Genomic DNA, 25,272 nt, shown 5'->3' with positions numbered 1-25,272 from the left:
GGTGGGCGTCAGCGTGCATTCTTGCGACGTTCCTGGCGCAGCAGCTCCAGCTCCCACTCCAGCACGCCGCCTCGGTTGGCCTTCACAGCCTGGCGAAACGCCGGGTCTGCCAGACGTGGGGCAAAGCGACTGGCAAGCATCTGCTGGCTGAGGTTCAGCGGGCTCACCACCCAGGGCGCGATGTCGTCGTATGTCACCTCACGCTCTTTTTTCGGCTCGGCGGAGGCTGGAGTTTTCTTGCCCAGCGGTACCAGCGGGTCGAGGAACTGACGGGGCAGGGCGTCGATAAAGGCTTGCTCAGGCCGCGGCACGGTTTTGAGCGCCGCGCCACTGACGCGTTGCGCAAAGTCTTCATGGCCGAGCGTGACGCTGTGATCGCCTTTGCCGCGGGCATCCAGCTCATGCACCACCTGGCTGCCATCCTCGACAAACATCTCGGTCTGGCGCGGGGTGACGTGTATCACGCTGGCGCTGTTGGTGACTGTGAAGGCGAGGGCGCCAGTGGTCACTGCCAGGTTGGCGTGGCCGGCGACCGGTTGCAGCTTGAGCCAACCGTTGAGCAGATTGATTTGTGCAGCCTTGCTGTTGGTGGCGATCAGGATCCGGGTGTCAGGGCCCAGCGCCAGCGTGGTCGATGCCAGGCCTTCGATCTGAATGCCCGCAGTACCGGTTTGCAGGATATCGCCCCCTTGCAGGCGCGTGCCCGGACCCACGGTGTACAAAGAGGTGGCACGAATCAGCTTCAGCGGCTTCTCCGCGTAGGCAATCACGCCAATATTGGCCGGTGCCGCCTGGGCCAGCGGTAGCTGGAGCAGGCTGGCGAGCAATAGGACTGTCGAGAGTTTCTTCACGTTGGCGCCATCTATCGAGCACTTGAGGACAGGCACCGATGCTGTAGCTACAGCCGGTGTTCGTGCGTGCGCAAGGCATCGCAGGGCCGAAGGCTACCGGCTGGACGGGGGCGGGACGAAGACAATTATCTGCATGGCAGAGGGCTGATTCGATTGAGCGAAATCATGGAATAAAGCGCACAAGGTGCGTGTTATTCCCATGGTTTCCCGTGATTCGGACGACATTTGCGGCGATCGGGAAAAGGCAGCGTTTTTGCGAGAGGCGGAAAATAGTCGGGAATAAAAACTTCGGGTCGATTGTTCATCCTGCAGACGCTGACAAGCAGCCGTGATCGACTTTCGATGGATCCCAAAATGATTGACCTGACCCTTCTCAAATCTCTTTCTGGCAGGCGCGCAATGAGCGATACCGACCCTGAAGTTGTGGCACGCCGCAATCGCCTGGCACTTCTGGTATTGCAAGTGGTCGGCCTGATCGTACTGGTGATCTGCGCCATCGATGCGCAACGGGCCCAGGCCCAGGACTTGCCAGAACCAGCCAATGGCGCAGCGAAAAAAGTACTGATGACCGTACAGGCCTCTGGCGTGCAGGTCTATACCTGCGCCAAGGACAGCAACGGTCAACTGGCCTGGCAGTTTCGTGAGCCCCTGGCGACGCTGATGATCAACGGCAAGACGGTAGGTCGTCACTTCGCCGGGCCCACCTGGCAACTGGATGACCGCAGTGCCGTCGTCGGCAAGGTCATTGCCCAGGCGCCGGGAGACAGCGCTGGAGATATTGCGTTGCTGCGCCTGGACGTGGTCGCGCACCAGGGGCCGGGTGGACTGGCACAGGTGGTGACGGTGGAGCGCCTGCATACCCTCGGTGGCGTGTTCAGCGGCAGTTGCGCCCAGTTGGGTGACTTGCACCTCGAACCCTACAGCGCCGATTACCGCTTCCTCGGCCAATAGTTTCACCCCGCGCCGCTCGGCCGGGCAGTAACCCCCTCGACTGAATTCATGCCTCGCGCCGATCGCCATCGGCGTGCGGCAACGCTGTGCCTGTAACACAACCAAAAACATAGGAGCTTTACACATGATCACTCGTTTACTTGCTGTAACCGCGTTGACCGTTGTCGCCTCGACCGGTGCCCAGGCTGCTGAAACAGGCCCCACCGATTGGACCGGTTTCTACGGCGGCCTGAGTGCCGGTTATGGCTTTGGCGGTGACGGCGACGTCAACACCAAGGGCCAGGCTGCACCGAACATCGCCAACATCAACGGCGGCGCTCGCCCAGGTCGAGTGGACCTGGACCGCAACGGCCTGCTCGGTGGCATACAGGTTGGCTACAACTACCAGTTCGGTCAGTGGGTAGCCGGTGTCGAGGCGGATATCTCCCACACAGACCTGCAGGACAGCCGCAACATCGGTACCGCACAGCTCAACACCGGTCTGGCGCTGAACAATAAGTTCGAATCGAAGATCAAGTACCTGGGTACCTTGCGTGGCCGCTTCGGTTATGCCTTCGATCACACCCTGATCTACGGCACCGCCGGCTTGGCGTACGGCGAAACCAGTCAGAGTGTCGACATGTTCGGCCCTACCGGCAATACCCAATTCAGCGGCAGCCAAAGCCACTTCAAGATGGGTTACACCGTGGGTGCAGGCATTGAGCAGGCGATCACCCAGAACCTGTCATTCAAGACTGAATACCTGTACTACGACCTGGGGGAAGACAAGCTGAACGTGGCGGTGATTCCGGGCAGCGGTGGGGCGGGGACGGGGTACGACTCCAAGTTCAAGAACGATGGGCAAATGCTGCGTGTCGGGTTGAACTGGAAGTTTGATTGACGATCAGCAGGCAGCCTCAGGCGCAGGCGCGTGAGGCTTTCATCGGGCGCGCCGGGCGGTGTTGATAGAGCTGGCCCTGGCGCGCCTTGCGGTTTTTGCGGGACTGGAAGCTGTGCCAGGTGCTGAAGTCGAAGCGGGTGGCCGAGACGACGTTGTCCTGTAGAAGCATGATGGACACAGGCGCTACGACATTCGCGTAGTGGGTGTTGAGCGTGACCTCAAGTGTGTCCTTGTCCCGGTAGCCGCTGAGCAGGGGAATTAACGTGAACGCGTGGTCCACGCCGTCCGATTCAGTTGGTACTCCAACGACTGATACGATGCCTACATACACTTTTCGGTCGCTGAAGCTGAACATGCACGGCGCCTGTTGTTGCATCGACTCCTTGAGCAAGGTCTTGAACGGTGTACCTTCAAGAATGCCCAGGGTCAACTGAAGGTCGAGTTGCCTGGTGCTTTCAAGGTTCAGGTTGATTTTATGGGACAGGACATAAACCTTTGCCCAGAAAAAGGGCATGAGCATTGACGTCAAGCCAACCTGTAGCAGGAACACCCAGAGGGTGCTGTTTTTTTCATTGGCGATATCAAGTTGTACCAATCTGGACCCCAGGTAGCTGCTGTAGTCGGTCCAGAAAACGTACGGCCCTTGTTTGGACATTGCCAGAATCAGAGCGCTCAGGAACGTGGCCGCGAGCAGGCACGCGACGCCCAGTCGTGCTACCTGCAAATAAAGCAACTGCCCTTCGAACCGGTGCAGGCGGCAGTAGTAATAGGGGTGTTTGATACAGACCAGATAACCGCTGACCAGTAGCGGCAGGATGATCAGCAGGCCCATGAATCGTCAGCCTCCAGTTGACGTATTTCACGTATCGCACGCTGGTAGTTTTCCGATGCCATGATCTCGACAGGGTCCAGTGAGATGTACCTGCCCGTGATCTTCCAGCTCTTGAGCAATGTGATGGCCCTTGCGGTTTCCAGCTGGTCCTGAGTCGGCTTCCCGCACAGCCAATGCAATCCAAACATGGTGATGACCTCGAAAAGAATCAGCCTGTTTTATAACAAGCGTCCTGAGCGCCATACCACTGATGGCCGACGCTCCATCGTCGTCGGCTCCCGTAGGAAAGGTCTCCAATTGCTCCAGCGGGTTAAAAAGTCGGCGGTGTAATCACCCAGATCACCACCGTATCCACCTTGCCCGGGTTGCCGTACCGGTGCGGTTCGCGGCTGGCAAAGCTGAAACTGTCGCCTTCGCCCAGCAGGAAGTGCCGGTCACCCACCCAGAGCTCGAATTGCCCGCTCAGCACATACCCGGCTTCCTCGCCTTCATGGCTGTAGCTTTGCTGGCTATAGGTACCGGGTGGGAAGCATGAATGCAGCATTTCCAGCTGATGATTGGGCAGCGGCGTCAACAGTTGGTCGACGATGCCATCTTCGTAGCGGATGCTCTGGCGGTTGTCCTTGCGTATCACGTAGCCGTCATCGGCCGGAGCAGGCACGGTTTCACTGGCGAAGAACCACTGGATGGTCACGCCCAGGCTGCGCGCGATATTGAACAGCGCCGGGATGGACGGGTACGCCAGGTTGCGTTCCAACTGGCTGAGGTAACCGGCGGTCAGTTCGCTCATCTGTGCGAGCTCGGTGAGCGTCAGGCCACAGGCCTTGCGCAGGCCGCGAATGCGCGTGCCGAGAAACAGTTGCTGGGGTTCGTCTGTCACAGGTTCCACGCTACCTTGAGTCCTTCGTAGATCGCCTCCTCGGCGGTGCGCGGTGCCAGGCAGTCGCCGATGCGATCGAACGGCACACGGCCTTGCAGCTCCGCGCCCAGAGTGTCCACCGGCTGATGGCCCTGGCACAACACCAGGGTGTCGATAGTTTCCAGCAGCATCGGTTCGCCACTGGCCATGTGTTGCAGGTACACGGTGCTGTCATCGCAGCCATAAAGGCGGGCGTAGGGAATGATCGGAACGCCCAGTCGATGCAGCTCGCCCGCCAACTGATCGCGTACGTACAGAGGCAGGTTTTCTCCGCAATGCGTGCCGTTGACGGCCAACTGTACCGAGTGGCCGGCGCGCACCAGGCGTTCGGCGATGCCCGGGCCGATCCAGTCGCAACGCCAGTCGACGACCACCACCGAACGGCCCAGGGGCACTTCGTCGCGCAGCACCTGCCAGGCGTCCACCACGTGCAGATCACCACCTCGCTCGAAGGCCGGCCAGTAGGGTTCGGCGCCAGTGGCGATGATCACGTGATCGGGTTGCGCCTGCTCCACCAGGGCGCGGTCCACCCGGGTATTGCGCACCACGCGCACACCGGCCAGCGTCATTTCACGTTGCAGGTTGGTGCTGGCACCGCCGAACTCACTGCGCCGTGGCAGCAACTGTGCCAACAGCACTTGGCCGCCCAGTTGGCTGCCGGCTTCGTACAGCGTCACCTCATGCCCGCGTCGGGCCGCCACGGCCGCCGCTTTCATGCCGGCCGGGCCGCCACCGACCACCATCACGCGCTTGCGCTTCACGGCGGGTTGCAGATCAGAGAATTTCAGCTCGCGCCCGGTCTCGGGGTGCTGGATACAGGAGATCGGCAGCCCCTTGTGAAAGTGACCGATACACGCCTGGTTGCAGGCGATGCAGGCCCGCACATCTTCGGCGCGACCCGCCTGGGTCTTGGCCGGCATCAGCGGGTCGCAGATCAGCGCGCGGGTCATGCCGCATACGTCGGCCTGGCCGCGCGCCAGGATCAGTTCCGCTTCCTGGGGTTGATTGATGCGGCCTGTCACAAACAACGGAATCGACAGGCTGGCTTTGAAGCGTGCCGCTTCATCCGCCAGGTACGCCGCCGCGATCGCCATGGGTGGCACGATATGCACCGCTCCGCCCAGCGACGCAGAAGTGCCGGCGACGATATGCACGTAATCCAGGCGCTTTTGCAGGCACTGCACCGCTTCCAGAGACTCGCTTTCGGTGAGCCCTTCGGCATCGCGCTCGTCAGCAGAAATGCGCAGGCCGATGATGAATTGCTCGTCGGTCACGGCTCGCACCGCCGTGATGATTTCTGTCAGAAAACGCAGCCGTTGTTCCAGCTCGCCGTTGTAGCCATCGGTGCGTCGATTCACCCGTGGGTTGAGAAATTGCGCGGGCAGGTAACCGTGGCTCGCGACCACTTCCACACCGTCGATACCGGCCTGATACAGGCGCCTTGCCGCTGCCGCATAGCCTGCGACAATCTCGTCGATCATCGCCTGATCCAGCGCCCGGGGCATCACCCGGAACCGTTCATTGGGTACCCCTGACGCCGAGTACGCCACGGCCAGCAGACCGTCTGCCGACTCCATGATTTCCCGCCCGGGATGAAAGATCTGCGACAACACCAGGGTGTCGTGGGCATGACAGGTTTCGGCCAGCTGGCGATAGCCCTCGATGCACTTGTCATCGGTGGCCATCAGCACATGGGAGGTGTAACGCGCGCTGTCATGCACCCCGGCGACCTGCAACACAATCAAGCCGACACCACCTTCGGCGCGGGCGCGGTGATAGGCGATCAGTTGTGCGTTGACCTGGTTGTCCGTGGGCATGGAGGTGTCGTGCCCGCTGGACATGATGCGGTTTTTCAGGCGTTTTCCCCGCAGAGTCAAGGGCTCGAACAAGTGTGGGAAGGCATGGGGCTGCATGGTGTGAAGACTCCAGGCGCTGTTATTGTTATTTTTCTATAGGAGGCAAACACCAGTAAAAAATCAACTTGTTTTTTTACTGGCGGCTGATTTAGCGTCGTCCCACCCACCCTGTGCCTGGAGAATAAAAATGACACGCTCCACCGAACAGCAACTGCGTGAAGAGCTTGCTGCGTGCTACCGGCTTATCGCGCACTTTCGCATGAGTGACCTGATCTTCACCCATATCTCGGTGCGTATTCCCGGCCCCGAACATCACTTCCTGATCAACCCTTACGGGCTGATGTTCGAGGAGATCACTGCGTCGAGCCTGGTGAAGATCGGCCTCGACGGGCGTGCGGTCGACGCTTCGCCCCATGCGGTCAACCCGGCGGGCTTTGTGATCCACAGTGCGATCCATGGCGCTCGCGAAGACGCCCAGTGTGTGTTGCACACCCACACCCGAGCGGGCTGCGCGGTGGCGGCGCTGGAGTGTGGGTTGCTCCCGGTCAACCAGATATCCATGGAGTTCTACGGCAAGGTGGCCTACCACGATTACGAAGGCGTGGCTCTGGACATGGACGAGCAACAACGCCTGGTGGCGGACCTGGGCGACAAGCCGGTACTGATGCTGCGCAACCACGGTTTGCTGACGGTGGGCGAGACCGTCAGCCAGGCGTTCTTGCGCATGTACTACCTGGAAAAAGCCTGTGATATCCAGATCGCCGCCCAGGCCTGTGGCCCGCTGGTACTGCCGTCGCCACAGGTTTGCGCCCACACCGAGCGGCAGTTCAACGACCCGGGCAGGCCGCAGGAAGAGGGCCAACTGGTGGACCTGGATGCCATGCAATTGGCGTGGGCGGCCTTGTTGCGGTTGCTGGATCGGGTGTCGCCGGGGTACCGCGACTGATGTAGAGTCGTCTGGCCGATTCACTCTCAGGAACCGCCGTATGACCCAGGAATCCCGTTTCTCCCGGATGGAGCCGGAATTGCGCAAGGCCAATCTGGTCCAGGCGACGCTCACCTGTCTCAAGCGCGACGGTTTCCAGGGCGCCTCGATCCGCAAGATCAGCGCCGAAGCCGGGGTGTCGGTAGGCCTGATCAGCCACCATTACTCGGGCAAGGACGAGCTGGTGGCTGAGGCCTATCGCACCATCACCGACCAGGTCATGGGCCTGCTGCGCGAGACCATGGCCAAGGCGCCGCCGAACCCTCGCGAGCGTTTGTCGGCGCTGTTTCGCGGCTCGTTTTCCGCCGAATTGCTTGATCCGCACCTGCTGGACGCCTGGCTGGTGTTCTGGGGCGCGGTCAAGACGGCGCCCGCGATCAACCTGGCCCACGAGCATTCCTACGGCGAGTACCGCACCATCATGCGCTCGGCCCTGACCGATATGGCCCGGGAGGAGGGTTGGCAGCACTTCGACGCCGATCTCGCCGCCATTGGCTTGAGCGCATTGCTTGACGGGCTGTGGCTGGAGTCGGGGTTGAACCCCGGCACCTTCACCCCGGAACAGGGCATCCAGATCTGCGAAGCCTGGGTCGACGGCCTGCAAACCGGCGGGCGCCAGCGCTATCAACTCAAGGCCTGAGCCTTGTCCCGCCGCTCCGGACGCAAGGTCCGGGGCGGCTTTTTTTGCCTCTGAAAATATTTGCAGTTTGCCGATTGCCTCCTTGCTGAACACTCGTTTAGTATCGCCCCATGTCGCACCCCTCAAGCCAAATAAAATAATTCGAGGAAGCCATGACTACCGATTCGCCCGTGCTCACCCAGGTGCAAGCAGGCGTTGCCTGGATCACGCTCAACCGTGGTCCTCAGCGCAATGCTCTGGATATTCCCACCCTGACGTATCTGCATGCCTTGCTGGAAGCGATCAACATCGATTCCAGCGTGCGGGTGGTGGTGTTGACCGGCAGCGGTCGCAGCTTTTGCGCCGGCGCCGACCTGGCCGAATGGGCCGACGCTGAAGCCCGCGGCGCCCTCGAAACCTACGGCTGGACCGAAACCGCCCACGCCCTGATGACCCGCCTGCACAGCCTCGACAAACCGACGATTGCCGCGATCAACGGCACCGCCGTCGGCGCCGGCATGGACCTGACCCTGTGCTGCGACTTGCGCATCGCGGCCCAATCGGCACGCTTCAAGGCCGGCTATACCAACATGGCCTACTCGCCGGACGCCGGTGCCAGTTGGCATTTGCCACGCCTGATCGGCAGCGAGCAAGCCAAGCGCCTGCTGTTCCTCGACGAACTGTGGAGCGCCGACCGCGCCCTGGCCGCCGGGCTGGTCGGCGAAGTGGTCGCGGACGATCAACTTCACGCCCACACCTCCGAGCTCGCCGCACGCCTGGCCAGCGGCCCGACCTTTGCGTTTGCTCAGACCAAAACCCTGATCCGCGAGGGAGCCGACCGCAGCCTGCCCGAGCAATTGCAGGCCGAACTGGCCGCCGGACTGCTGTGTGGACGCAGCGCCGACGGCGCCGAGGCCCTACGCGCGTCGGTGGAAAAGCGCGCACCGAACTTCCGCGGCGAATAACAACAAACACCCCCGAACGATCGACAGGTAGCGCCATGAATTTCCAACTGAGCCAAGAACAAGACATGTTGGTGGACGCGGTACGCAGTTTCGTTGCCAAGGAACTGCTGCCCCACGAGGAGGCGGTGGACCGTGCCGATGAGGTTTCCCCGGAGCTTGCTGCACAGATTCGCGACAAGGCTATCGCTGCCGGTTTCTATGCCTTCAACATGCCGGAGGAAGTCGGCGGCGGCGGGCTGGATTATCTGTCCCAGGCGCTGATCGAGCGGGAGCTGTCCAAGGTGTCGTGGGCGCTGCACGTGTTTGTCGCACGCCCGTCGAAAATCCTGATGGCCTGCACCGGTGCGCAGATTGGCGACTACCTGCTGCCCTGTGTCCAGGGCAAGAAAATCGACTGTTTTGCCCTGACCGAACCGGGCGCGGGCTCAGACGCCAACGCGATCAAGACCCGTGCCGTACGCAGTGGCGATGACTTCGTGATCAACGGCAGCAAGCACTTTATCAGTCACGCCGGGCATGCCGATTTCGCCATTGTGTTCGCCGTCACCGACACCTATGAACACAACGGTCGGCAGCGCAATGCAGTGACTTCGTTCCTGGTGGACCGTGGCACGCCGGGCATGACCATTCGCCGGGGTCCCAAGTGCGTGAGCAACCGGGGTTATCACACCTACGAAATATTCTTCGACGACTGCCGCGTGCCGGCCTCCAAGGTGCTGGGCGAAGTGGGCAAGGGCTGGGAAGTCGCCAACGCCTGGCTCACCGCGGGCCGCGTGATGGTGGCTGCCAACTGCGTGGGTCAGGCCCAGCGTGCGTTGGATGTATCGCTGCAATGGGCGGCGGACCGCAAGCAATTCGGTCAACCGATCGGTACCTACCAGGGCGTGAGCTTCAAGCTGGCCGACATGGCCACGCAGATTCGCGCCGCCGAGCTGTTGACCCTGCACACCGCCTGGAAGATGGACCAGGGCAGCATGACCGATGGCGAGGCCGGCATGGCCAAGCTGTTTGCCAGCGAAACCCTGGGCAAGGTGGCCGATGAAGCCGTGCAGATTTTCGGCGGCATGGGCCTGATGGACGAAGGTCCGGTGGAGCGCATCTGGCGCAACGCGCGGATCGAACGGATCTGGGAAGGCACCTCGGAAATCCAGCGCCATATCATCGCCCGCGAACTGTTGCGGCCGCTGCTGCGCTGAGCGGCGAGGAGAGCTTATGTCCCAGGCAATTCGCGATAATCTCAAGCGCCTGCTGGCGCCCCGGCACCTGGCCTTCGTGGGTGGGCGTAGCATGGCCCGCGCACTCAAGCGCTGTGCCGAGGGCGGGTTTACCGGGCCGATGTGGCTGGTCAATCCCCAGCATGACAGCCTCGATGGCATTCCTTGTGTGCGCCGTGTCGCCGACCTGCCGTGCGGGCCGGACGCGGTATTCATCGCCACCAACCGTGAACTGACCCTGACCTGTGTCGCCGAGCTGGCGGCCATCGGCACCGGTGGCGCCATCTGTTACGCCTCGGGGTTTGCTGAAACCGGGGCCAGCGGCGCAGCCCTGCAACAGCAACTGCTGAAGGCTGCTGGCGACATGGCCTTGCTCGGCCCCAACTGCTACGGCCTGCTGGATTACCTGCACAGCGCGGCATTGTGGCCGGTGGCCCATGGTGGCAAGGCGGTCGAGAAGGGCGTGGCGGTGCTGACCCAGAGCGGCAACTTCGCCTACAACCTGTCCATGAGCGACCGCTCGCTGCCGGTGGCCTACATGGTCTCGGTGGGCAACCAGGCGCAATTGGGCGTGGCCGAGTTGATGGACGTGTTGCTCGACGAACCGCGTGTCACGGCCATCGGTTTGCACCTGGAAGGCTTGAAAAACGTGCCGGGGTTTGCCCGCGCTGCCCATAAGGCGCTGGAAAAAGGCATCCCGATCATCGCGCTGAAAACCGGCGTGTCGCAGATCGGCGCCGAGTTGGCCTTGAGTCATACCAGTTCGCTGTCGGGCTCCGATGCGCTTTACGACAGTCTGTTTGCACGGCTGGGCGTGATCCGGGTGAGCGGGCCGGTGAGCTTCGTCGAAACCCTCAAGGCCGCCGCCTGTGGCAACCTGCCGGCGGGCAATCGTTTGGTGGCCTTGGCTTGCTCGGGCGGTGATGCGGGCTTGATCGCCGACTATGCCGAGCGCAATCAGTTGGCCTTGCCCAAACTGGATGACGGCCAGCGTGGCGAGTTGGCGCAGGTGCTGCCCAGCTACGCCAACCTAGTCAACCCGCTGGACTTCACCACAGCCATCTGGGGCGACCGCGACGCCCTCGACCGCATGCTCGACACTGCCCTGCGCACCCCTGCCGATGCGGCCATGCTGGTGCTGGACTACCCGGCGGAATTTACCGGCGAACGCAAGGAGTGCGACTTGCTCCTGGAGCTGTTCTGCCACGCTCTGCGTCGCCACGGCAAAAGCGGGTTCGTCACCTCGGCGTTCCCCGAATTGCTGCCGGCCCACGCCCGTGAGCGTTTGCACGCCCAGGGCATTGCCGCGCTGCAAGGCGTGGAAGATGCGTTGGCGGCCTGGGGGCGGGTCGCCGACTATCAACACCAGCGTCGCACCCTGCTGGAACGCGGTGAGTCGATCCTCGAACCGCTGTGCCCACCCGCACTTCAGGGGGAGGGGCTGGCGCTGGATGAGTGGGCATCCAAACAAGCCTTGCGCGCTTTCGGCCTGACCACGCCGGTTGCCGTGTTGAGTACGCCGGAGCGCGCCGTGGCCGACGCACAACAGCTGGGTTACCCGCTGGTGCTCAAGGCGGTCAGCGCCCAGTTGCCCCACAAGACCGAAGCCGGTGCCGTGGCACTGAACCTCAAGGACGGTATCGCTTTGACCAGTGCCCTGGCGCTGATGCGCGAGCGGATCGGCGCCTACGCGCCGACGGTGGCGTTCGATCAACTGCTGCTGGAGTCCATGGCCGCGCCGCCGTTGGCCGAGTTGATCGTGGGCATCAAGCGCGAGAACGACTTTGGCCTGGCGCTGGTGATCGGCGCGGGCGGCATCCTGGTGGAACTGCTCAAGGACAGCCGCAGCCTGCTGCTGCCGACCACCGACGATGCGATCCGCAATGCCTTGCTCAGCCTGCGCAGTGCTGCGTTGTTGCAAGGGTTTCGCGGGCGTGAGGCGGCGGACATGGACGCACTGGTGGCCGCCGTACGTGCGGTGGCCGACTATGCCTGCGCCAATGCCGGACAGTTGCTGGAACTGGATGTGAACCCACTGTTGGTCAATGCCCGGGGCGCCATGGCGGTCGATGCATTGATCCGCCTAGGAGATGAACATGCACGATAACGTGATGACCGGCGGCCAGGCCCTGGTGAAATTGCTGGCCAACTATGGCGTGGATACGGTGTTCGGCATCCCCGGGGTACATACCCTGGAGCTGTATCGCGGTTTGCCCGGCAGCGGCATTCGCCACGTGCTGACGCGCCATGAACAGGGCGCCGGTTTCATGGCCGATGGTTATGCGCGGGTCAGCGGCAAGCCGGGGGTGTGCTTTGTGATCACCGGGCCCGGCGTGACGAATGCAGCCACCGCCATCGGCCAGGCCTACGCCGACTCGGTCCCGCTGCTGGTGATCTCCAGCGTCAACAGCACCGCCAGCCTTGGCAAGGGCTGGGGCATCCTGCATGAAACCCAGGACCAGCGGGCGATCACCGCGCCCATCACGGCCTTCTCGGCGGTGGCGCTCAGCACCGGGGACCTGCCCGAGCTGGTCGCCCGCGCCTACGCGGTGTTCGACAGCGAGCGGCCAAGGCCGGTGCATATCTCGGTGCCGCTGGACGTGTTGGCCGCGCCGGTTGAGCGGGATTGGAGCCATGAGGTGGTGCGTCGTCCGGGGCGCGGGCTGTCGGCGCAGGAAGCATTGGAGCAGGCGGCGGCCAGGCTCGCGGCGGCCAAGTGCCCGATGATCATTGCCGGCGGCGGCGCACTGGACGCGGGCGAGGCGTTGCAACGCTTGAGCACCGTACTGGCGGCGCCGTTTTTCACCAGCGTGGCTGGCAAGGGCCTGTTGCCCATCGACGATCCGCTGAATGCCGGTTCTACCCTGTGCGTAGAGCCGGGCTGGCAGTTGATCAGCGAGGCGGATGTGGTGTTGGCGGTCGGCACGGAAATGGCCGACACCGATTACTGGCGCGAGCGTTTGCCACTCAGCGGTGAATTGCTGCGGGTGGATATCGACCCGCGCAAATTCAATGATTTCTATCCTTGCAGCGTGGCTTTGCGCGGCGATGCCCGACAAACGTTGCTGGCGTTGCTGGAACGCCTGCCGTCAACGCCACGCAATGCGGACGCTGCCGTAGCCAGCGTCGCGGGCTTGCGCCAGGCAGTTCGGCAGGGACACGGCCCGTTGCAGTCGATCCACCAAGCCATTCTCGAGCGCATCGAGGCCGAATTGCCGGCCAATGCCGTGATCAGCAGCGACATGACCCAACTGGCCTACACCGGCAATTACGCTTACCGCAGCCGGGCCCCGCGCAGCTGGCTGCACCCTACGGGCTACGGCACCCTGGGCTACGGTTTGCCGGCGGGCATCGGCGCCAAGTTCGGCGCGCCGCAACGGCCAGGGCTGGTGCTGGTGGGGGACGGCGGGTTTCTCTACACCGCCCAGGAACTGGCCACGGCGGTGGAAGAACTGGACAGCCCGTTGGTGGTGCTGTTGTGGAACAACGATGCCCTCGGCCAGATTCGTGATGACATGCTCAACCTGGACATCGAGCCCATCGGCGTATTGCCGCGCAACCCGGACTTCGCCCTGTTCGCCCAGGCGTTCGGTTGCACCGTGAACCAGCCACAGAACCTGGACGAATTGCAGACGGACTTGCGCAACGGTTTCAAACGCAATGGCGTGACCCTGATCGAGCTGAAGCATGCCTATGCCTGTTGATCTTTAGAGGAGCAAGACCATGAGCGAAAACAACAACAAAATGACTCAAGCGATGCACCGACGGGACTTCCTCAAACACAGCGCCGTGGCCGGCGCGGTGGCGGCGGCGTTCTCCATGGGCCTGCCGTTGCACGCCTTCGCCGAAGAGGCAGCGCCCAAAGCCGGTGGTGTGCTGCGTCTGGGCCTGGCCGGCGGCAGCACCACCGACTCCCGCGACCCGGGTTCCTGGGTCGATACCTTCACCTTCGTCGGCTTCTCGGCGGTCTACAACACCCTCACTGAAATCGCCGTGGACGGCAGTGCGATTCCCGAACTGGCCGAGCGTTTCGAGTCCACACCTGATGCGCGGGTGTGGACCTTCCACCTGCGCCCGGGCGTGACCTTTCACAACGGCAAAAGCCTTACTGCCGAAGATGTGGTGGTCTCGATCAACCATCACCTGGACGCCAAGTCGACCTCGGCGGCCAAGACCGTGCTGGGCGATGTGGCCAGTGTCAGCGCCAAAGGCACGGACGCGGTGGTGTTCGAGCTGCACTCGGGCAATGCCGACTTCGCCTATGTGGTTGCCGATTACCACTTGGTGATCATGCCCGCCAAGGACGGTGCCGCCGACTGGCAGGCCGGCGTGGGCACCAGCGGCTATCGCCTGAAAAGCTTCGAACCCGGCGTGCGCATGGACCTGGAGCGCAACCCCGATTACTGGAAGCCCGGCCGTGCGCATTTCGCCAGTGCCGAGCTGCTGGCCATCGCCGACGGCGCTGCGCGCGTCAATGCGTTGGTCACCGGGCAAGTGGATGTGATCAACAAGGTCGACCTGAAAACCGTGGCCTTGCTCAAGCGCAACCCCAACCTTGTGATCGAGGAAACCAAGGGTGCCCAGCACTACACCTTCCCGATGCTGTGCGACAGCAACGAGTTCAAGAACAACGACATTCGCCTGGCGATGAAGCACGCGATCAACCGCGAAACCCTGCTGGCGTCGGTGCTGCACGGCTACGGTCTGGTGGGCAACGACCACCCGATCCAGCCCGGCAGTCGTTTCATCAATGCCAGCCTCGAGCAGCGTGCCTACGACCCGGACAAGTCGCGTTTCTACCTGCGCAAGGCCGGGGTGGAATCGCTCAAGGTGCGTCTGAAAGCGTCCGATGCGGCGTACACCGGCGCAGTGGATGCTTCGGTGTTGTTCAAGGAGCAGGCGCGCCAGGCGGGCATCGATATCGATGTGGTGCGCGAACCGGCGGACGGATTCTTTTCCAACGTATGGATGAAGCAGCCATTCACCACCTCGTTCTGGTACAGCAGCCTCACCGCCGACCGCATGTTCAGCATCGGCTATGCCAAGGGCGCAGCCTGGAACGAAACCCATTGGGACAACCCGCGCTTCAACCAACTGCTCAACGCCGCCCGTGGCGAGATGAACGCGCCATTGCGTCAAGAGATGTACAACGAAATGCAGGCCCTGTGCCGGGATGACGGCGGGGCGATCGTGCCGTTGTTCGCCAGCTCGGTGGCGGCGCGTTCGAACCGGGTGGCCCATGGCGCGCAGACGGCGCCTTACGGTGAGTTGGATGGCTTGCGGTTGATTGAGCGGTGGTGGCAAGCCTAGAGATTCCCCCAGCCAATGAATATCCAATGTGGGAGCTGGCTTGCCTGCGATGAGGTCCGCCCATTCGCTGCAATCCTTAAGACCTCCATCGCAGGCAAGCCAGCTCCCACATTAGATGGGTGCAGTCTCGACGAGCCTATTCACCTCATGAGAATCGTCCATGAATAGCCTGTTCAAATTAATCCTCCAACGCCTGGCGCTCGGCCTGCTGTCGCTGTTCGCCGTCTCGGTGATTATCTTCCTGGCCGTGGGCATGCTGCCCGGCGATATCGCCCAGGCCATGCTCGGCCAGTCGGCCACGCCGGAAACCGTCGCAGCGTTCCGTGCACAACTGGGCCTGGACCTGCCGCCGTTCACGCGTTTTGCACAATGGTTGCTGCGCCTGTTGCAGGGCGATCTGGGCGCGTCGCTCGCCAACCAGCGACCCATTGCCGAACTGATCGGCGCACGGCTGGGCAACACCTTGAGCCTGGCGGCACTGGCTGCGCTGGTCTCGGTGCCGACGGCGCTGGTGCTTGGGATGCTGGCGGCGTTGTATCGCAACAGCTGGTTCGATCGCCTGCTCAATACCTCGGCGTTGAGTGCGGTGTCGTTTCCGGAGTTCTTTGTCGCCTACCTGCTGATCCTGGTGTTTTCGGTGAAGCTGGGCTGGTTCCCGAGCCTGTCGAACCTGGCGCCGGATGCCTCGTTCGGCACGATCCTGGAACGCTCGGTGCTGCCGGTGGCCACCCTGAGCCTGGTGGTGATCGCGCAGATGATGCGCATGACCCGCGCCTCCCTGATCAACCTGCTGGCCAGCCCCTACATCGAGATGGCACGGCTCAAGGGCATCCGCCAGTCGCGGATCATCTGGAAGCACGCCTTGCCCAACGCACTGGCGCCCATCGTCAACGTGATCGCACTGAACCTGGCGTACCTGGTAGTGGGGGTGGTGGTGGTCGAGGTGGTGTTCGTCTACCCGGGGCTGGGCCAGTTGCTGGTGGACTCGGTGTCCAAGCGCGACATCCCCGTGGTGCAGGCGTGCAGCCTGATCTTTGCCGCCACCTACATCCTGCTCAATACCGGGGCGGACGTGTTGTCCATCGCCAGCAACCCACGCCTGATGCATCCGAAGGGGTAGCCCATGAACCTGCTGACTTCACTGGTCCGGGCGCCGTTGAGCGCCAAGTTCGGCCTGCTGATCATTGTGTTGTACATCGCGGTGGCGGTGTTTGCGCCGCTGCTGGCGCCCTATGGCGAAACCCAGGTGGTGGGCGAAGGGTTCGCGCCGTGGAGCGGCCAGTTCCTGCTCGGCACCGATAACCTGGGGCGGGATATGTTCAGCCGTTTGGTCTACGGCGCGCGCAACACCCTGGGCATTGCGTTCCTGACGACCACGCTGGCGTTTTTGCTGGGCGGCTTGAGCGGGCTGATCGCGGCGATCAAGGGCGGCTGGATCGACCAGGGATTGTCGCGGGTGGTGGACATTCTGATGGCGATCCCACAGCTGATTTTCGCCTTGCTGATCCTGAGCGTGGTGGGCACCAATGCGACGTCGCTGGTGCTGGTGATCGCGTTGCTGGACTCCACGCGGGTGTTTCGCCTGGCCCGCGCGGTGGCGATGACCGTGCTGGTGCAGGACTTCGTCGAGGCCGCCCGCCTGCGCGGTGAAGGGTTGTGGTGGCTGGTCACTCGCGAGGTATTGCCCAATGCCGCTGCACCGCTGATTGCCGAATTCGGCCTGCGCTTCTGCTTTGTGTTCCTGTTTATCAGCGCGCTGTCGTTCCTGGGCCTGGGTATTCAACCGCCCACCGCCGACTGGGGCAGCATGGTGCGCGACAATGCCGTACTGATCACCTTCGGCGATATCAGCCCGCTGTTGCCGGCCCTGGCGGTGGCGTTGATCACCGTCAGCGTGAATTTTGTCGTCGACTGGATGCTGCACAAATCCAGCGGCCTGAAGGAGTGTTGAGGATGGACAAGCCGTTGCTGGAAATCCGCAACCTGCAAATCGAAGGGCACTACGAAGATGCCTGGCATCCACTGATCAAGGGCATCGACCTGACCTTGCAGCGCGGTGAAGTGCTGGGGTTGATCGGCGAGTCCGGGGCGGGTAAATCCACCCTGGGGCTGGCGGCCATGGGGTATGCGCGGGATGGTTGCCGCATTGTCGGTGGCTCGGTGTGTTTCGACGGCATCCCGTTGCTGCAAGCGCGGCCCGATACCCTGCGCAAATTGCGGGGGCTGCGGATTGCGTACGTGGCGCAAAGTGCGGCGGCGTCGTTCAACCCGGCGCATCGTCTGATCGACCAGCATGTGGAAACGGCGGTGATCAACGGCGGTATCGACCGCGCCCAGGCCGAGCGCGAGGCGGTGGAACTGTACCGTGTGTTGCGCTTGCCCAACCCGGAGAGCATCGGCCAGCGTTACCCCCATCAAGTCTCGGGCGGGCAGTTGCAGCGGGTGATGACCGCGATGGCCATGGCGTGTCACCCGGACCTGATCATCTTCGACGAACCCACCACGGCGCTGGACGTCACCACCCAGATCGAAGTGCTGGCGGCGATCCGTGACGCGGTGAAAACCTATGGCAGCGCCGCGCTGTACATCAGCCATGACCTGGCGGTGGTCGCGCAGATGGCCGACCGCATCATGGTGCTGCGCCACGGCAAACTGGTGGAAGAGGCCGATACCCGCAGCATGCTCAGCCAGCCGCAGCAGGACTACACCAAGTCGTTGTGGGCCGTGCGCAGTTTTCGCACCGAGCCCAAGGCGTGTCCGGTGCAGGACGTGCCGCTACTGGAAGTGCGCCAGGTCAGCGCCAGTTACGGGCACCAGCCGGTGCTGCATGACGTGTCGATGAAGCTCTATCGCGGCCAGACCCTGGCGGTGATTGGCGAGTCGGGCAGTGGCAAGAGCTCCACCGCGCGGCTGATCACCGGGCTGCTGCCGGCTACCGCCGGGCAGGTGCTGTATGACGGCGAGGCGCTGCCGGTGGATTTTCGCCGACGCAGCAAGGAACAGTTGCGACGGGTCCAGATGATCTACCAGATTCCGGACACCGCGCTGAACCCACGCCAGCGCATCGTCGACATCATTGGCCGGCCACTCACGTTCTACCTGGGGCTCAAGGGCAAGGCCCTGCGCGCCCGCGTTGCCGAGCTGCTGGAGATGATCGAGCTGGACCCGGCGGTTTACATGGAGCGTCAGCCGCGCGAGCTGTCCGGTGGGCAGAAGCAGCGCATCTGCATCGCCCGCGCCCTGGCGGCGGAGCCGCAACTGATCATCTGCGACGAAGTCACCTCGGCCCTCGATCAACTGGTGGCCGAGGGCGTGTTGAAGCTGCTCAACCGCATCCAGCAGCAACTGGGCGTGGCCTACCTGTTCATCACCCATGACGTGGCCACCGTGCGCGCGATTGCCGACGAGGTGGTGGTGATGCAGCGGGGCAGGGTGGTGGACCAAGGCAGCCGCAGCGCGATTTTCACCCCGCCGTACCAGGACTACACCGGCCTGTTGTTTTCATCGGAACCGGAAATGGACCCGGACTGGCTCGATCATTTGCTGGCCCGACGGGCCGCACCCACTGCTTGAGGCATTCACATGAAAGTTTTGATCGTTCACGCCCATCCTGAGCCGCAGTCGTTTACGGCAGCGTTGCGCGACCAGGCCGTGGCCACGCTGGAAAGCCAGGGGCATCAGGTACAGGTCAGTGACCTGTACGCCATGCAATGGAACCCGGTGGCGTCGGCTTCGGACTTTTCCACGCGGGAGAACCCCGACTACCTGGTGTATGCGCTAGAGCAGCGCCTGGGCGTGAAAAAACAGTCGATTGCCACGGATATCCAGGCCGAATTGGACAAGCTGCTATGGGCGGACTTGCTGATCCTCAACTTCCCGATCTTCTGGTTCTCGGCGCCGGCGATGCTCAAGGGCTGGATCGACCGTGTGCTGGTGTCGGGGGTGTGTTATGGCGGCAAGCGCTTTTATGACCAGGGTGGTTTGGCGGGCAAGCGGGCGATGGTCACCGTGACCCTTGGCGGGCGCGAACATATGTTTGGCGAAGGCGCGATCCACGGCCCGTTGGAGGACATGCTGCGGCCGATTCTGCGCGGCACGCTGGCGTATGTCGGGTTCGAGGTGCTGAAGCCGTTCGTGGCGTGGCATGTGCCGTATATCAGTGCCGAGGCGCGGCAGGATTTTCTGGTGGGGTATGAGCAGCGACTGCAAGGGCTGGCGGATGAGCAGCCCCTGGTGTTTCCAAAGCTTGAGCAGTTTGATGAGGCGCTGTATCCGCTTTCCTGAACCAAATTCTGATCCAATGTGGGAGCTGGCTTGCCTGCGATAACGGTATATCAGCTACAGATTGATAGCCTGACACGCTGCCATCGCGGGCAAGCCCGCTCCCACAGTCTGGTCCTCACCTGTCAGTTGGCCTTGCAGTGTTGGCGCAACCGCTCGGCCGCACTGCGCAACAGTGCCTCGGTGCCGTCCCAGCCCAGGCAGCCATCGGTCACCGACACGCCGTATTTCATCGACGGGCTCAGTGGCTGGCAACCTTCGAACAGGTGGCTTTCGAGCATCATGCCGACCAGCGTGGTGTCGCCTTGCAGGCGCTGTTCCAGCACGTCGTTGAACACCGCCGGTTGACGCAGCGGGTCCTTGCCACTGTTGGCGTGGCTGCAATCGACCATGATGCGTGCCGCGACCTTGGACTTGGCCAGGTCGTGCTTCACCTGGGCCACGCTTTGCGCATTGTAGTTCGGCCCACGGTGGCCGCCACGCAGCACCAGGTGGGTATCTGGATTGCCCGGCGTCTGGATGATGGCCGGGTGGCCCTGGCTGTCGACGCCGAAGTGGCGGTGCGGGTGGGAGGCCGAGCGCATGGCGTCACAGGCAATGCCTACGCCGCCGTCGGTGCCGTTCTTGAAGCCCACGGGCATGCCCAGGCCGCTGGCCATTTCGCGGTGGATCTGGGATTCGGTGGTGCGTGCGCCGATTGCGACCCAACTGAGCAGGTCATCGAAGTAGCCGGCGGCCATGGGCTGCAGCAGCTCGGTGGCCACGGGCAGGCCCAGGCGCAGCATTTCGCGCATCAGGGTGCGGGAAAGGCCGAGGCCGGTGGCCATGTCATCGCTGCCATCCAGGTGCGGGTCGTACGCGAGGCCTTTCCAGCCGATGGTGGTGCGGGGCTTTTCGACGTAGGCGCGGATCACCAGCAGCATCTGGTCGCTGACTTCCAGCGCGAGCTTCTTCAGGTTGCGTGCGTATTCCATGGCCGATTCGGGATCGTGGATCGAACACGGACCGACGATCACCAGCAAGCGGGAATCTTCGCCATTGAGGATGGCACGCACGGCTTGGCGATGAGCGTGGACTTGCTCGTTGAGGAACGGGCTGAGGGGCAACTGGTGCTTGAGCTCAAGGGAGCTGGGCAGGCGCTGGGTCAGGGCTTCATTGGCGCTGGTCAGGGCGGAAACGGGCAAAGCGGCGACGGAGGAGTTCATATTCAAGGCTTCCTGGGCAAGCGGCGGGTGATTCCCGCGCGCTTGGCCTACTGGGGTGTTCGACAATGGGCCGTATGGGCTGCGTGTGTTGGCTTGCCACCAAGGGGTGACCGATCGGAGGCGGCAGGCTGTCCCGAGCGGATCTGGCTAAATCGCCATGCGGTGCAGATGTCGTAGCGGTAATAGGTGGTGAAGTTCATGTCGTGATTCCTTTTAGTGTTCTTGCAAAAATTTTATGAAGACCTGAAAAAACAAAACCCCCGGTCGGGGAGCCGACCGGGGGTTAGATTTCTCTGGTAGGCGACCCCTTGAACAGTGGGCGCCGATTTCAGGTATCAGGCGCGCCAGTGGCTAAACCAATACCCAAAATAAAAGCTGGCAGTTGCGCTCGAACCGTTCACACGGGTAGCCGACGCCGAGCGCAAGGCGCTGGCAGCAGGGCAAACCTGAGTGTGGATGAGTGGCAACATGCGTGTGTCTCCAAATGATGGGGGGAGCTTACTTGAGGCACACAGGCGGTTTCAATCAGTAATTTCTATCGCGTGGGGGGACCGGCGGCTATCGGGCGAGATATGCTGATGACACCTTGATAGAAATTGCCTGGATGCGCCCATGACTGCCTTGACCCTTGCTGCTGCCCAATCCATATCCATCGCGGGTGACGTGCCGGCCAATATCGAACGGCATCTGGCGTTCATGCGTGCGGCGGCGCAGCAGGGTGTGCAGTTGCTGGTGTTCCCGGAACTGTCGCTGACGGGGTATGAACCTTCGCTGGCCGCAGCCTTGGCGATTGCGCCCGACGACCCTGTGCTGGCGCCGTTGCGTGCAACCGCCCGGGAGTTGGGCCTGACTGCCGTCGTGGGGATGCCGTTGCGGTTGACCCCTGAGGCTGGTGTGACGATTGGGGCATTGGTACTGGGGGCGGAGGGGTCCCTGGCGGTTTACACCAAGCAGCACCTGCATCCTGGCGAGGAGTCGGCGTTTGTCCCGGGGCAGGGCGGCGCGGCACTCCAATGGGGGGATGACCGGATTGCTCTTGCGGTCTGCGCGGACTTTTCCCACGCCAGTCACCCGCGAGCGGCGGCTGAGGCGGGGGCGAATATCTACGCAGCCGGTGTATTGATCAGCGAGGGCGGGTATGCAGCCGACAGCGCCTTGCTGCAAGGGTACGCCGCCGAACACGGCCTGCTGGTACTGATGGCCAACCATGGTGGCCCGTCGGGCGGCTGGGCCTGTGCCGGCCGCAGTGCCCTCTGGGCTGGAGAGGGGCGCCTGCTTGCGACGGTGCCCGGTATCGGCGAGGCCTTGGTGATTGGACGTCGCGAGGGTGAGCACTGGGCTGGCAGTGTGGTGGCTGTCTAGATGGCCTTTCACCTGCGTGCGGCCACAGACCAGGATTTGCCCTTCGCCCGGACGCTGACCCATGAGGCCATGCGCCATTACTACAGACAGTACAGTCTGCTGTGGTCCGACGAAGGCTTTGACATCGCGTGGGCGGGGCGCGAGAACTGGCTGATCTGCCGGGATGACATCGTCATGGGGTTCATCAGCCTGAGTCGCGACAGCAAGGCGCTCTATATCCGCGAATTGCACATGCTGGAGCACTCGCGCAAACAGGGGGCGGGCAGTTGGGTGCTGGAGCAGATGGCGCTCAAGGCACGCGAGCAGGGGCGCGGGTTGCTGCGATTGACGGTCTTCAAGACCAATCCCGCGCGGCGCCTGTACCAGCGCCTGGGCTTGAGCATCGTAGGCGAAGAGGACTGCTTCTGGCGCATGGAGCGTGACTGTCAGGGCTCGTAGATGCCGTGATGCTGGCAAACTCTATATATATGACGCTTGCTGCTAGGTCTGCACCGTGGTTTTTTGCTAAGGTGTTCAGCAACCTATAAGACCATATCGCGAGGTGTCTGCTTGATTAGGGTGCTAGTAGTCGATGACCATGATCTCGTTCGTACAGGCATTACACGAATGCTGGCTGACATCGACGGCCTGCAAGTAGTCGGCCAGGCCGAATCGGGGGAAGAATCCCTGATCAAGGCCCGGGAGTTGAAACCCGATGTGGTGTTGATGGACGTCAAGATGCCCGGGATCGGCGGGTTGGGGGCGACCACCAAGTTGCTGCGCAGCCATCCGGACATCAAGGTCGTGGTGGTGACGGTGTGCGAGGAAGATCCTTTTCCGACACGGCTTCTGCAGGCTGGAGCCGCCGGTTACCTGACCAAGGGGGCGGGATTGGCCGAGATGGTGCAAGCCATTCGCCTGGTGTTTGCCGGCCAGCGTTACATCAGCCCGCAGATTGCCCAGCAACTGGCGATCAAATCCTTCCAGCCCACCAGTGACTCGCCCTTCGATGCGCTGTCGGAGCGGGAAATCCAGATCGCCCTGATGATTGTCGGTTGCCAGAAAGTGCAGACCATCTCCGACAAGCTGTGCCTGTCACCCAAGACCGTCAATACCTACCGCTATCGCATTTTCGAGAAGCTCGCCATCAGCAGTGATGTTGAACTGACCCTGCTCGCAGTGCGCCACGGCATGGTGGACGCCAGCGCCTGACATGACCACGCCGTTTGATCCGAGTGCCTTTCTCTCGACCTGCAGTGGCCGCCCCGGCGTGTACCGCATGTTCGACAGCGAGGCCCGCCTGCTTTATGTGGGCAAAGCCAAGAACCTGAAGAAGCGCCTGGCGAGCTACTTTCGCAAGACCGGTCTCGCGCCGAAAACCGCCGCACTGGTGGGGCGCATCGCCCAGGTCGAAACCACCATCACCGCCAACGAAACCGAGGCGCTGCTCCTTGAGCAGACGCTGATCAAGGAATGGCGGCCGCCCTATAACATCCTGCTGCGTGATGATAAGTCCTACCCCTATGTGTATTTGTCTGACGGCAACTTCCCGCGCCTGAGCATTCACCGTGGAGCGAAGAAGCTGAAGGGCAAGTATTTCGGCCCCTACCCGAGCGCCGGTGCGATCCGCGAAAGCCTGAGCCTGCTGCAAAAGACCTTTTTTGTACGCCAGTGCGAAGACAGCTTCTACAAGAACCGCACCCGGCCTTGCCTGCAATACCAGATCAAACGTTGCAAGGCGCCCTGCGTGGGGTTGGTGGAACCGGCGGAGTACGCCGAGGATGTGCGGCATTCGGTGATGTTTCTCGAGGGACGCAGCAATGCCCTCACCGATGAGCTCTCCAGTGCCATGGAGCAGGCCGCCAGTACCCTGGACTTCGAACGGGCCGCCGAACTGCGGGACCAGATCTCATTGCTGCGCCGGGTGCAGGACCAGCAAAGCATGGAAGGCGGCAGCGGCGACGTGGATGTAATCGCGGCGTTCGTCAACCCGGGCGGGGCCTGTGTGCACCTGATCAGCGTGCGCGGCGGGCGAGTACTGGGCAGCAAGAACTTCTTCCCGCAGACCGGTATCGACGAAGACGTGGCCGAGGTCATGGCTGCGTTCCTGGGCCAGTACTACGTCAGCAGCCCCGAGCGCGACCTGCCGTCGGAACTGATCGTCAACGTGGTGCATGAAGACTTCCCCACGCTGATCGAGGCCATCCACGAACTGCGTGGCCGCGAGCTGGACATCAGCCACCGCGTGCGCGGCACCCGCGCCCGCTGGCAGCAACTGGCGGTGACCAACGCCGAGCAGGCCCTGGGCGCACGCTTGGCCAATCGACAGCACGTGGCTGCGCGCTTCGATGCCCTGGCCGAAGTCCTCAACCTGGATGAGCCGCCCCAGCGCCTGGAGTGCTATGACATCAGTCACTCCAGCGGCGAGGCCACGGTGGCGTCCTGCGTGGTGTTCGGGCCGGAAGGGCCGATCAAGTCCGATTACCGTCGCTATAACATCGAGGGCGTGACCGCAGGCGATGACTATGCGGCCATGCACCAGGCGCTGACCCGACGCTTCAGCAAACTGAAGGATGGCGAGGGCAAGTTGCCGGACATCCTGCTGGTGGATGGCGGCAAGGGCCAGTTGTCCATGGCCCGTGACGTGCTCAACGAACTGGCCGTGCCCGACCTGATCCTGCTCGGCGTGGCCAAGGGCACCACGCGCAAGGCCGGTTTCGAGACGTTGTATTTGAACGATGCCGCCCATGAGTTCACCTTGAAGGGCGACTCGCCCGCGCTGCACCTGATCCAGCAGATTCGCGATGAAGCCCACCGTTTCGCCATCACCGGTCACCGCGCCCGGCGCGGCAAAACCCGGCGAACCTCAACCCTGGAAGGGGTGGCGGGGGTCGGCCCGACACGGCGTCGCGACTTGCTTAAACATTTTGGTGGCTTGCAGGAGCTGTCCCGTGCCAGCATTGACGAAATAGCCAAAGCACCCGGTATCAGTAAAAAGCTCGCTGAGCTGATTTATGCGAACCTGCACAGCGAATAGAATGCCTTTCCACCTCGTAGCCAGTT

22 protein-coding genes are annotated in these 25,272 nt (G+C 62.7%); 17 read left to right on the top strand and 5 right to left on the bottom strand.

From position 1 onward, the window contains the following. Positions 1-8: 8 nt before the first annotated feature. Positions 9-851, bottom strand: a complete 843-nt coding sequence (locus ACW9IN_RS16540; protein WP_457366882.1) for a hypothetical protein — start codon at positions 849-851, stop codon at positions 9-11. A 399-nt stretch (positions 852-1,250) separates the two neighbouring features. On the opposite strand from ACW9IN_RS16540, the gene ACW9IN_RS16535 reads away from it, so the two are divergent. Beyond that, positions 1,251-1,802, top strand: coding sequence for a DUF3455 domain-containing protein (locus ACW9IN_RS16535; RefSeq protein ID WP_457366881.1), 552 nt, complete (start codon positions 1,251-1,253; stop codon positions 1,800-1,802). Positions 1,803-1,926: 124 nt separating this feature from the next. Beyond that, complete coding sequence (locus ACW9IN_RS16530; protein ID WP_457366880.1) at positions 1,927-2,682, top strand: outer membrane protein; 756 nt, start codon at positions 1,927-1,929, stop codon at positions 2,680-2,682. A gap of 16 nt (positions 2,683-2,698) precedes the next feature. Here the strand turns inward: ACW9IN_RS16530 and ACW9IN_RS16525 are convergent, their stop codons facing one another. The 3 genes from ACW9IN_RS16525 to ACW9IN_RS16515 form a co-directional block, all read right to left on the bottom strand. Further along, the gene (locus tag ACW9IN_RS16525; RefSeq protein WP_457366879.1) at positions 2,699-3,514 is read right to left on the bottom strand and encodes a hypothetical protein; all 816 of its coding nucleotides are present in this window, start codon (positions 3,512-3,514) and stop codon (positions 2,699-2,701) included. A 310-nt stretch (positions 3,515-3,824) separates the two neighbouring features. Continuing rightward, positions 3,825-4,403, bottom strand: coding sequence for a cupin domain-containing protein (locus ACW9IN_RS16520; protein ID WP_457366878.1), 579 nt, complete (start codon positions 4,401-4,403; stop codon positions 3,825-3,827). After that, positions 4,391-6,346, bottom strand: a complete 1,956-nt coding sequence (locus ACW9IN_RS16515) for an oxidoreductase (protein WP_457366877.1) — start codon at positions 6,344-6,346, stop codon at positions 4,391-4,393. The genes ACW9IN_RS16520 and ACW9IN_RS16515 overlap by 13 nt, the downstream gene beginning before the upstream one ends. Before the next feature lie 130 nt (positions 6,347-6,476). Here ACW9IN_RS16515 and ACW9IN_RS16510 point away from each other — a divergent pair, with 130 nt between their 5' ends. The 11 genes from ACW9IN_RS16510 to ACW9IN_RS16460 all read left to right on the top strand — a co-directional run bounded on the left by ACW9IN_RS16510 (position 6,477) and on the right by ACW9IN_RS16460 (position 19,666). Continuing rightward, positions 6,477-7,235, top strand: coding sequence for a class II aldolase/adducin family protein (locus ACW9IN_RS16510; protein ID WP_457366876.1), 759 nt, complete (start codon positions 6,477-6,479; stop codon positions 7,233-7,235). Positions 7,236-7,275: 40 nt separating this feature from the next. After that, positions 7,276-7,914, top strand: a complete 639-nt coding sequence (locus ACW9IN_RS16505; RefSeq protein WP_457366875.1) for a TetR family transcriptional regulator C-terminal domain-containing protein — start codon at positions 7,276-7,278, stop codon at positions 7,912-7,914. 152 nt (positions 7,915-8,066) lie between these two features. Next, positions 8,067-8,858 (top strand): enoyl-CoA hydratase/isomerase family protein, encoded by a 792-nt coding sequence (locus ACW9IN_RS16500; RefSeq protein WP_457366874.1) that lies wholly within the window; start codon positions 8,067-8,069, stop codon positions 8,856-8,858. A gap of 35 nt (positions 8,859-8,893) precedes the next feature. Then, positions 8,894-10,054 carry an acyl-CoA dehydrogenase family protein gene (locus ACW9IN_RS16495; protein ID WP_457366873.1) on the top strand — a complete coding sequence of 387 codons (1,161 nt, stop codon included), beginning with the start codon at positions 8,894-8,896 and terminating at the stop codon, positions 10,052-10,054. A gap of 16 nt (positions 10,055-10,070) precedes the next feature. Further along, positions 10,071-12,179, top strand: a complete 2,109-nt coding sequence (locus ACW9IN_RS16490) for an acetate--CoA ligase family protein (protein ID WP_457366872.1) — start codon at positions 10,071-10,073, stop codon at positions 12,177-12,179. Further along, positions 12,169-13,776, top strand: coding sequence for a 5-guanidino-2-oxopentanoate decarboxylase (locus tag ACW9IN_RS16485; RefSeq protein WP_457366871.1), 1,608 nt, complete (start codon positions 12,169-12,171; stop codon positions 13,774-13,776). The genes ACW9IN_RS16490 and ACW9IN_RS16485 overlap by 11 nt, the downstream gene beginning before the upstream one ends. 19 nt (positions 13,777-13,795) lie before the next feature. Continuing rightward, entirely contained in the window at positions 13,796-15,382 is a 1,587-nt protein-coding gene (locus ACW9IN_RS16480) for an ABC transporter substrate-binding protein (protein ID WP_457366870.1), read from the top strand. Between the two features lie 160 nt (positions 15,383-15,542). After that, positions 15,543-16,502: an ABC transporter permease gene (locus ACW9IN_RS16475; RefSeq protein ID WP_457366869.1), complete on the top strand. Its 960-nt coding sequence runs from the start codon at positions 15,543-15,545 to the stop codon at positions 16,500-16,502. Positions 16,503-16,505: 3 nt separating this feature from the next. After that, entirely contained in the window at positions 16,506-17,333 is an 828-nt protein-coding gene (locus ACW9IN_RS16470) for an ABC transporter permease (protein WP_457366868.1), read from the top strand. A 2-nt stretch (positions 17,334-17,335) separates the two neighbouring features. After that, a complete protein-coding gene (locus tag ACW9IN_RS16465) occupies positions 17,336-18,955 on the top strand; it encodes an ABC transporter ATP-binding protein (RefSeq protein WP_457366867.1) in 1,620 nt (539 codons plus the stop codon). 9 nt (positions 18,956-18,964) lie between these two features. Beyond that, positions 18,965-19,666 carry an NAD(P)H-dependent oxidoreductase gene (locus tag ACW9IN_RS16460; protein WP_457366866.1) on the top strand — a complete coding sequence of 234 codons (702 nt, stop codon included), beginning with the start codon at positions 18,965-18,967 and terminating at the stop codon, positions 19,664-19,666. A gap of 122 nt (positions 19,667-19,788) precedes the next feature. On the opposite strand, the gene ACW9IN_RS16455 is transcribed toward ACW9IN_RS16460, so the two are convergent. After that, positions 19,789-20,868 (bottom strand): 3-deoxy-7-phosphoheptulonate synthase, encoded by a 1,080-nt coding sequence (locus tag ACW9IN_RS16455; RefSeq protein WP_457366865.1) that lies wholly within the window; start codon positions 20,866-20,868, stop codon positions 19,789-19,791. A gap of 612 nt (positions 20,869-21,480) precedes the next feature. Between ACW9IN_RS16455 and ACW9IN_RS16450 the strand changes: the two genes are divergently transcribed. From ACW9IN_RS16450 to uvrC, 4 genes are all read left to right on the top strand, one after another. Continuing rightward, the gene (locus tag ACW9IN_RS16450) at positions 21,481-22,230 is read left to right on the top strand and encodes a carbon-nitrogen hydrolase family protein (RefSeq protein ID WP_457366864.1); all 750 of its coding nucleotides are present in this window, start codon (positions 21,481-21,483) and stop codon (positions 22,228-22,230) included. Beyond that, entirely contained in the window at positions 22,231-22,668 is a 438-nt protein-coding gene (locus ACW9IN_RS16445) for a GNAT family N-acetyltransferase (protein WP_457366863.1), read from the top strand. It begins immediately after the preceding gene. A gap of 111 nt (positions 22,669-22,779) precedes the next feature. Further along, positions 22,780-23,421 (top strand): response regulator transcription factor GacA, encoded by a 642-nt coding sequence (gene gacA / locus ACW9IN_RS16440; RefSeq protein ID WP_003190387.1) that lies wholly within the window; start codon positions 22,780-22,782, stop codon positions 23,419-23,421. Position 23,422: 1 nt separating this feature from the next. Then, positions 23,423-25,246: an excinuclease ABC subunit UvrC gene (gene uvrC, locus ACW9IN_RS16435; protein WP_457366862.1), complete on the top strand. Its 1,824-nt coding sequence runs from the start codon at positions 23,423-23,425 to the stop codon at positions 25,244-25,246. Positions 25,247-25,272: the final 26 nt, after the last annotated feature.

This window comes from Pseudomonas sp. SDO5271_S396 (assembly GCF_054071795.1).
The sequence above is the reverse complement of the archived record's forward strand: the minus strand, read 5'-3'. Positions and strand labels throughout refer to the sequence as shown.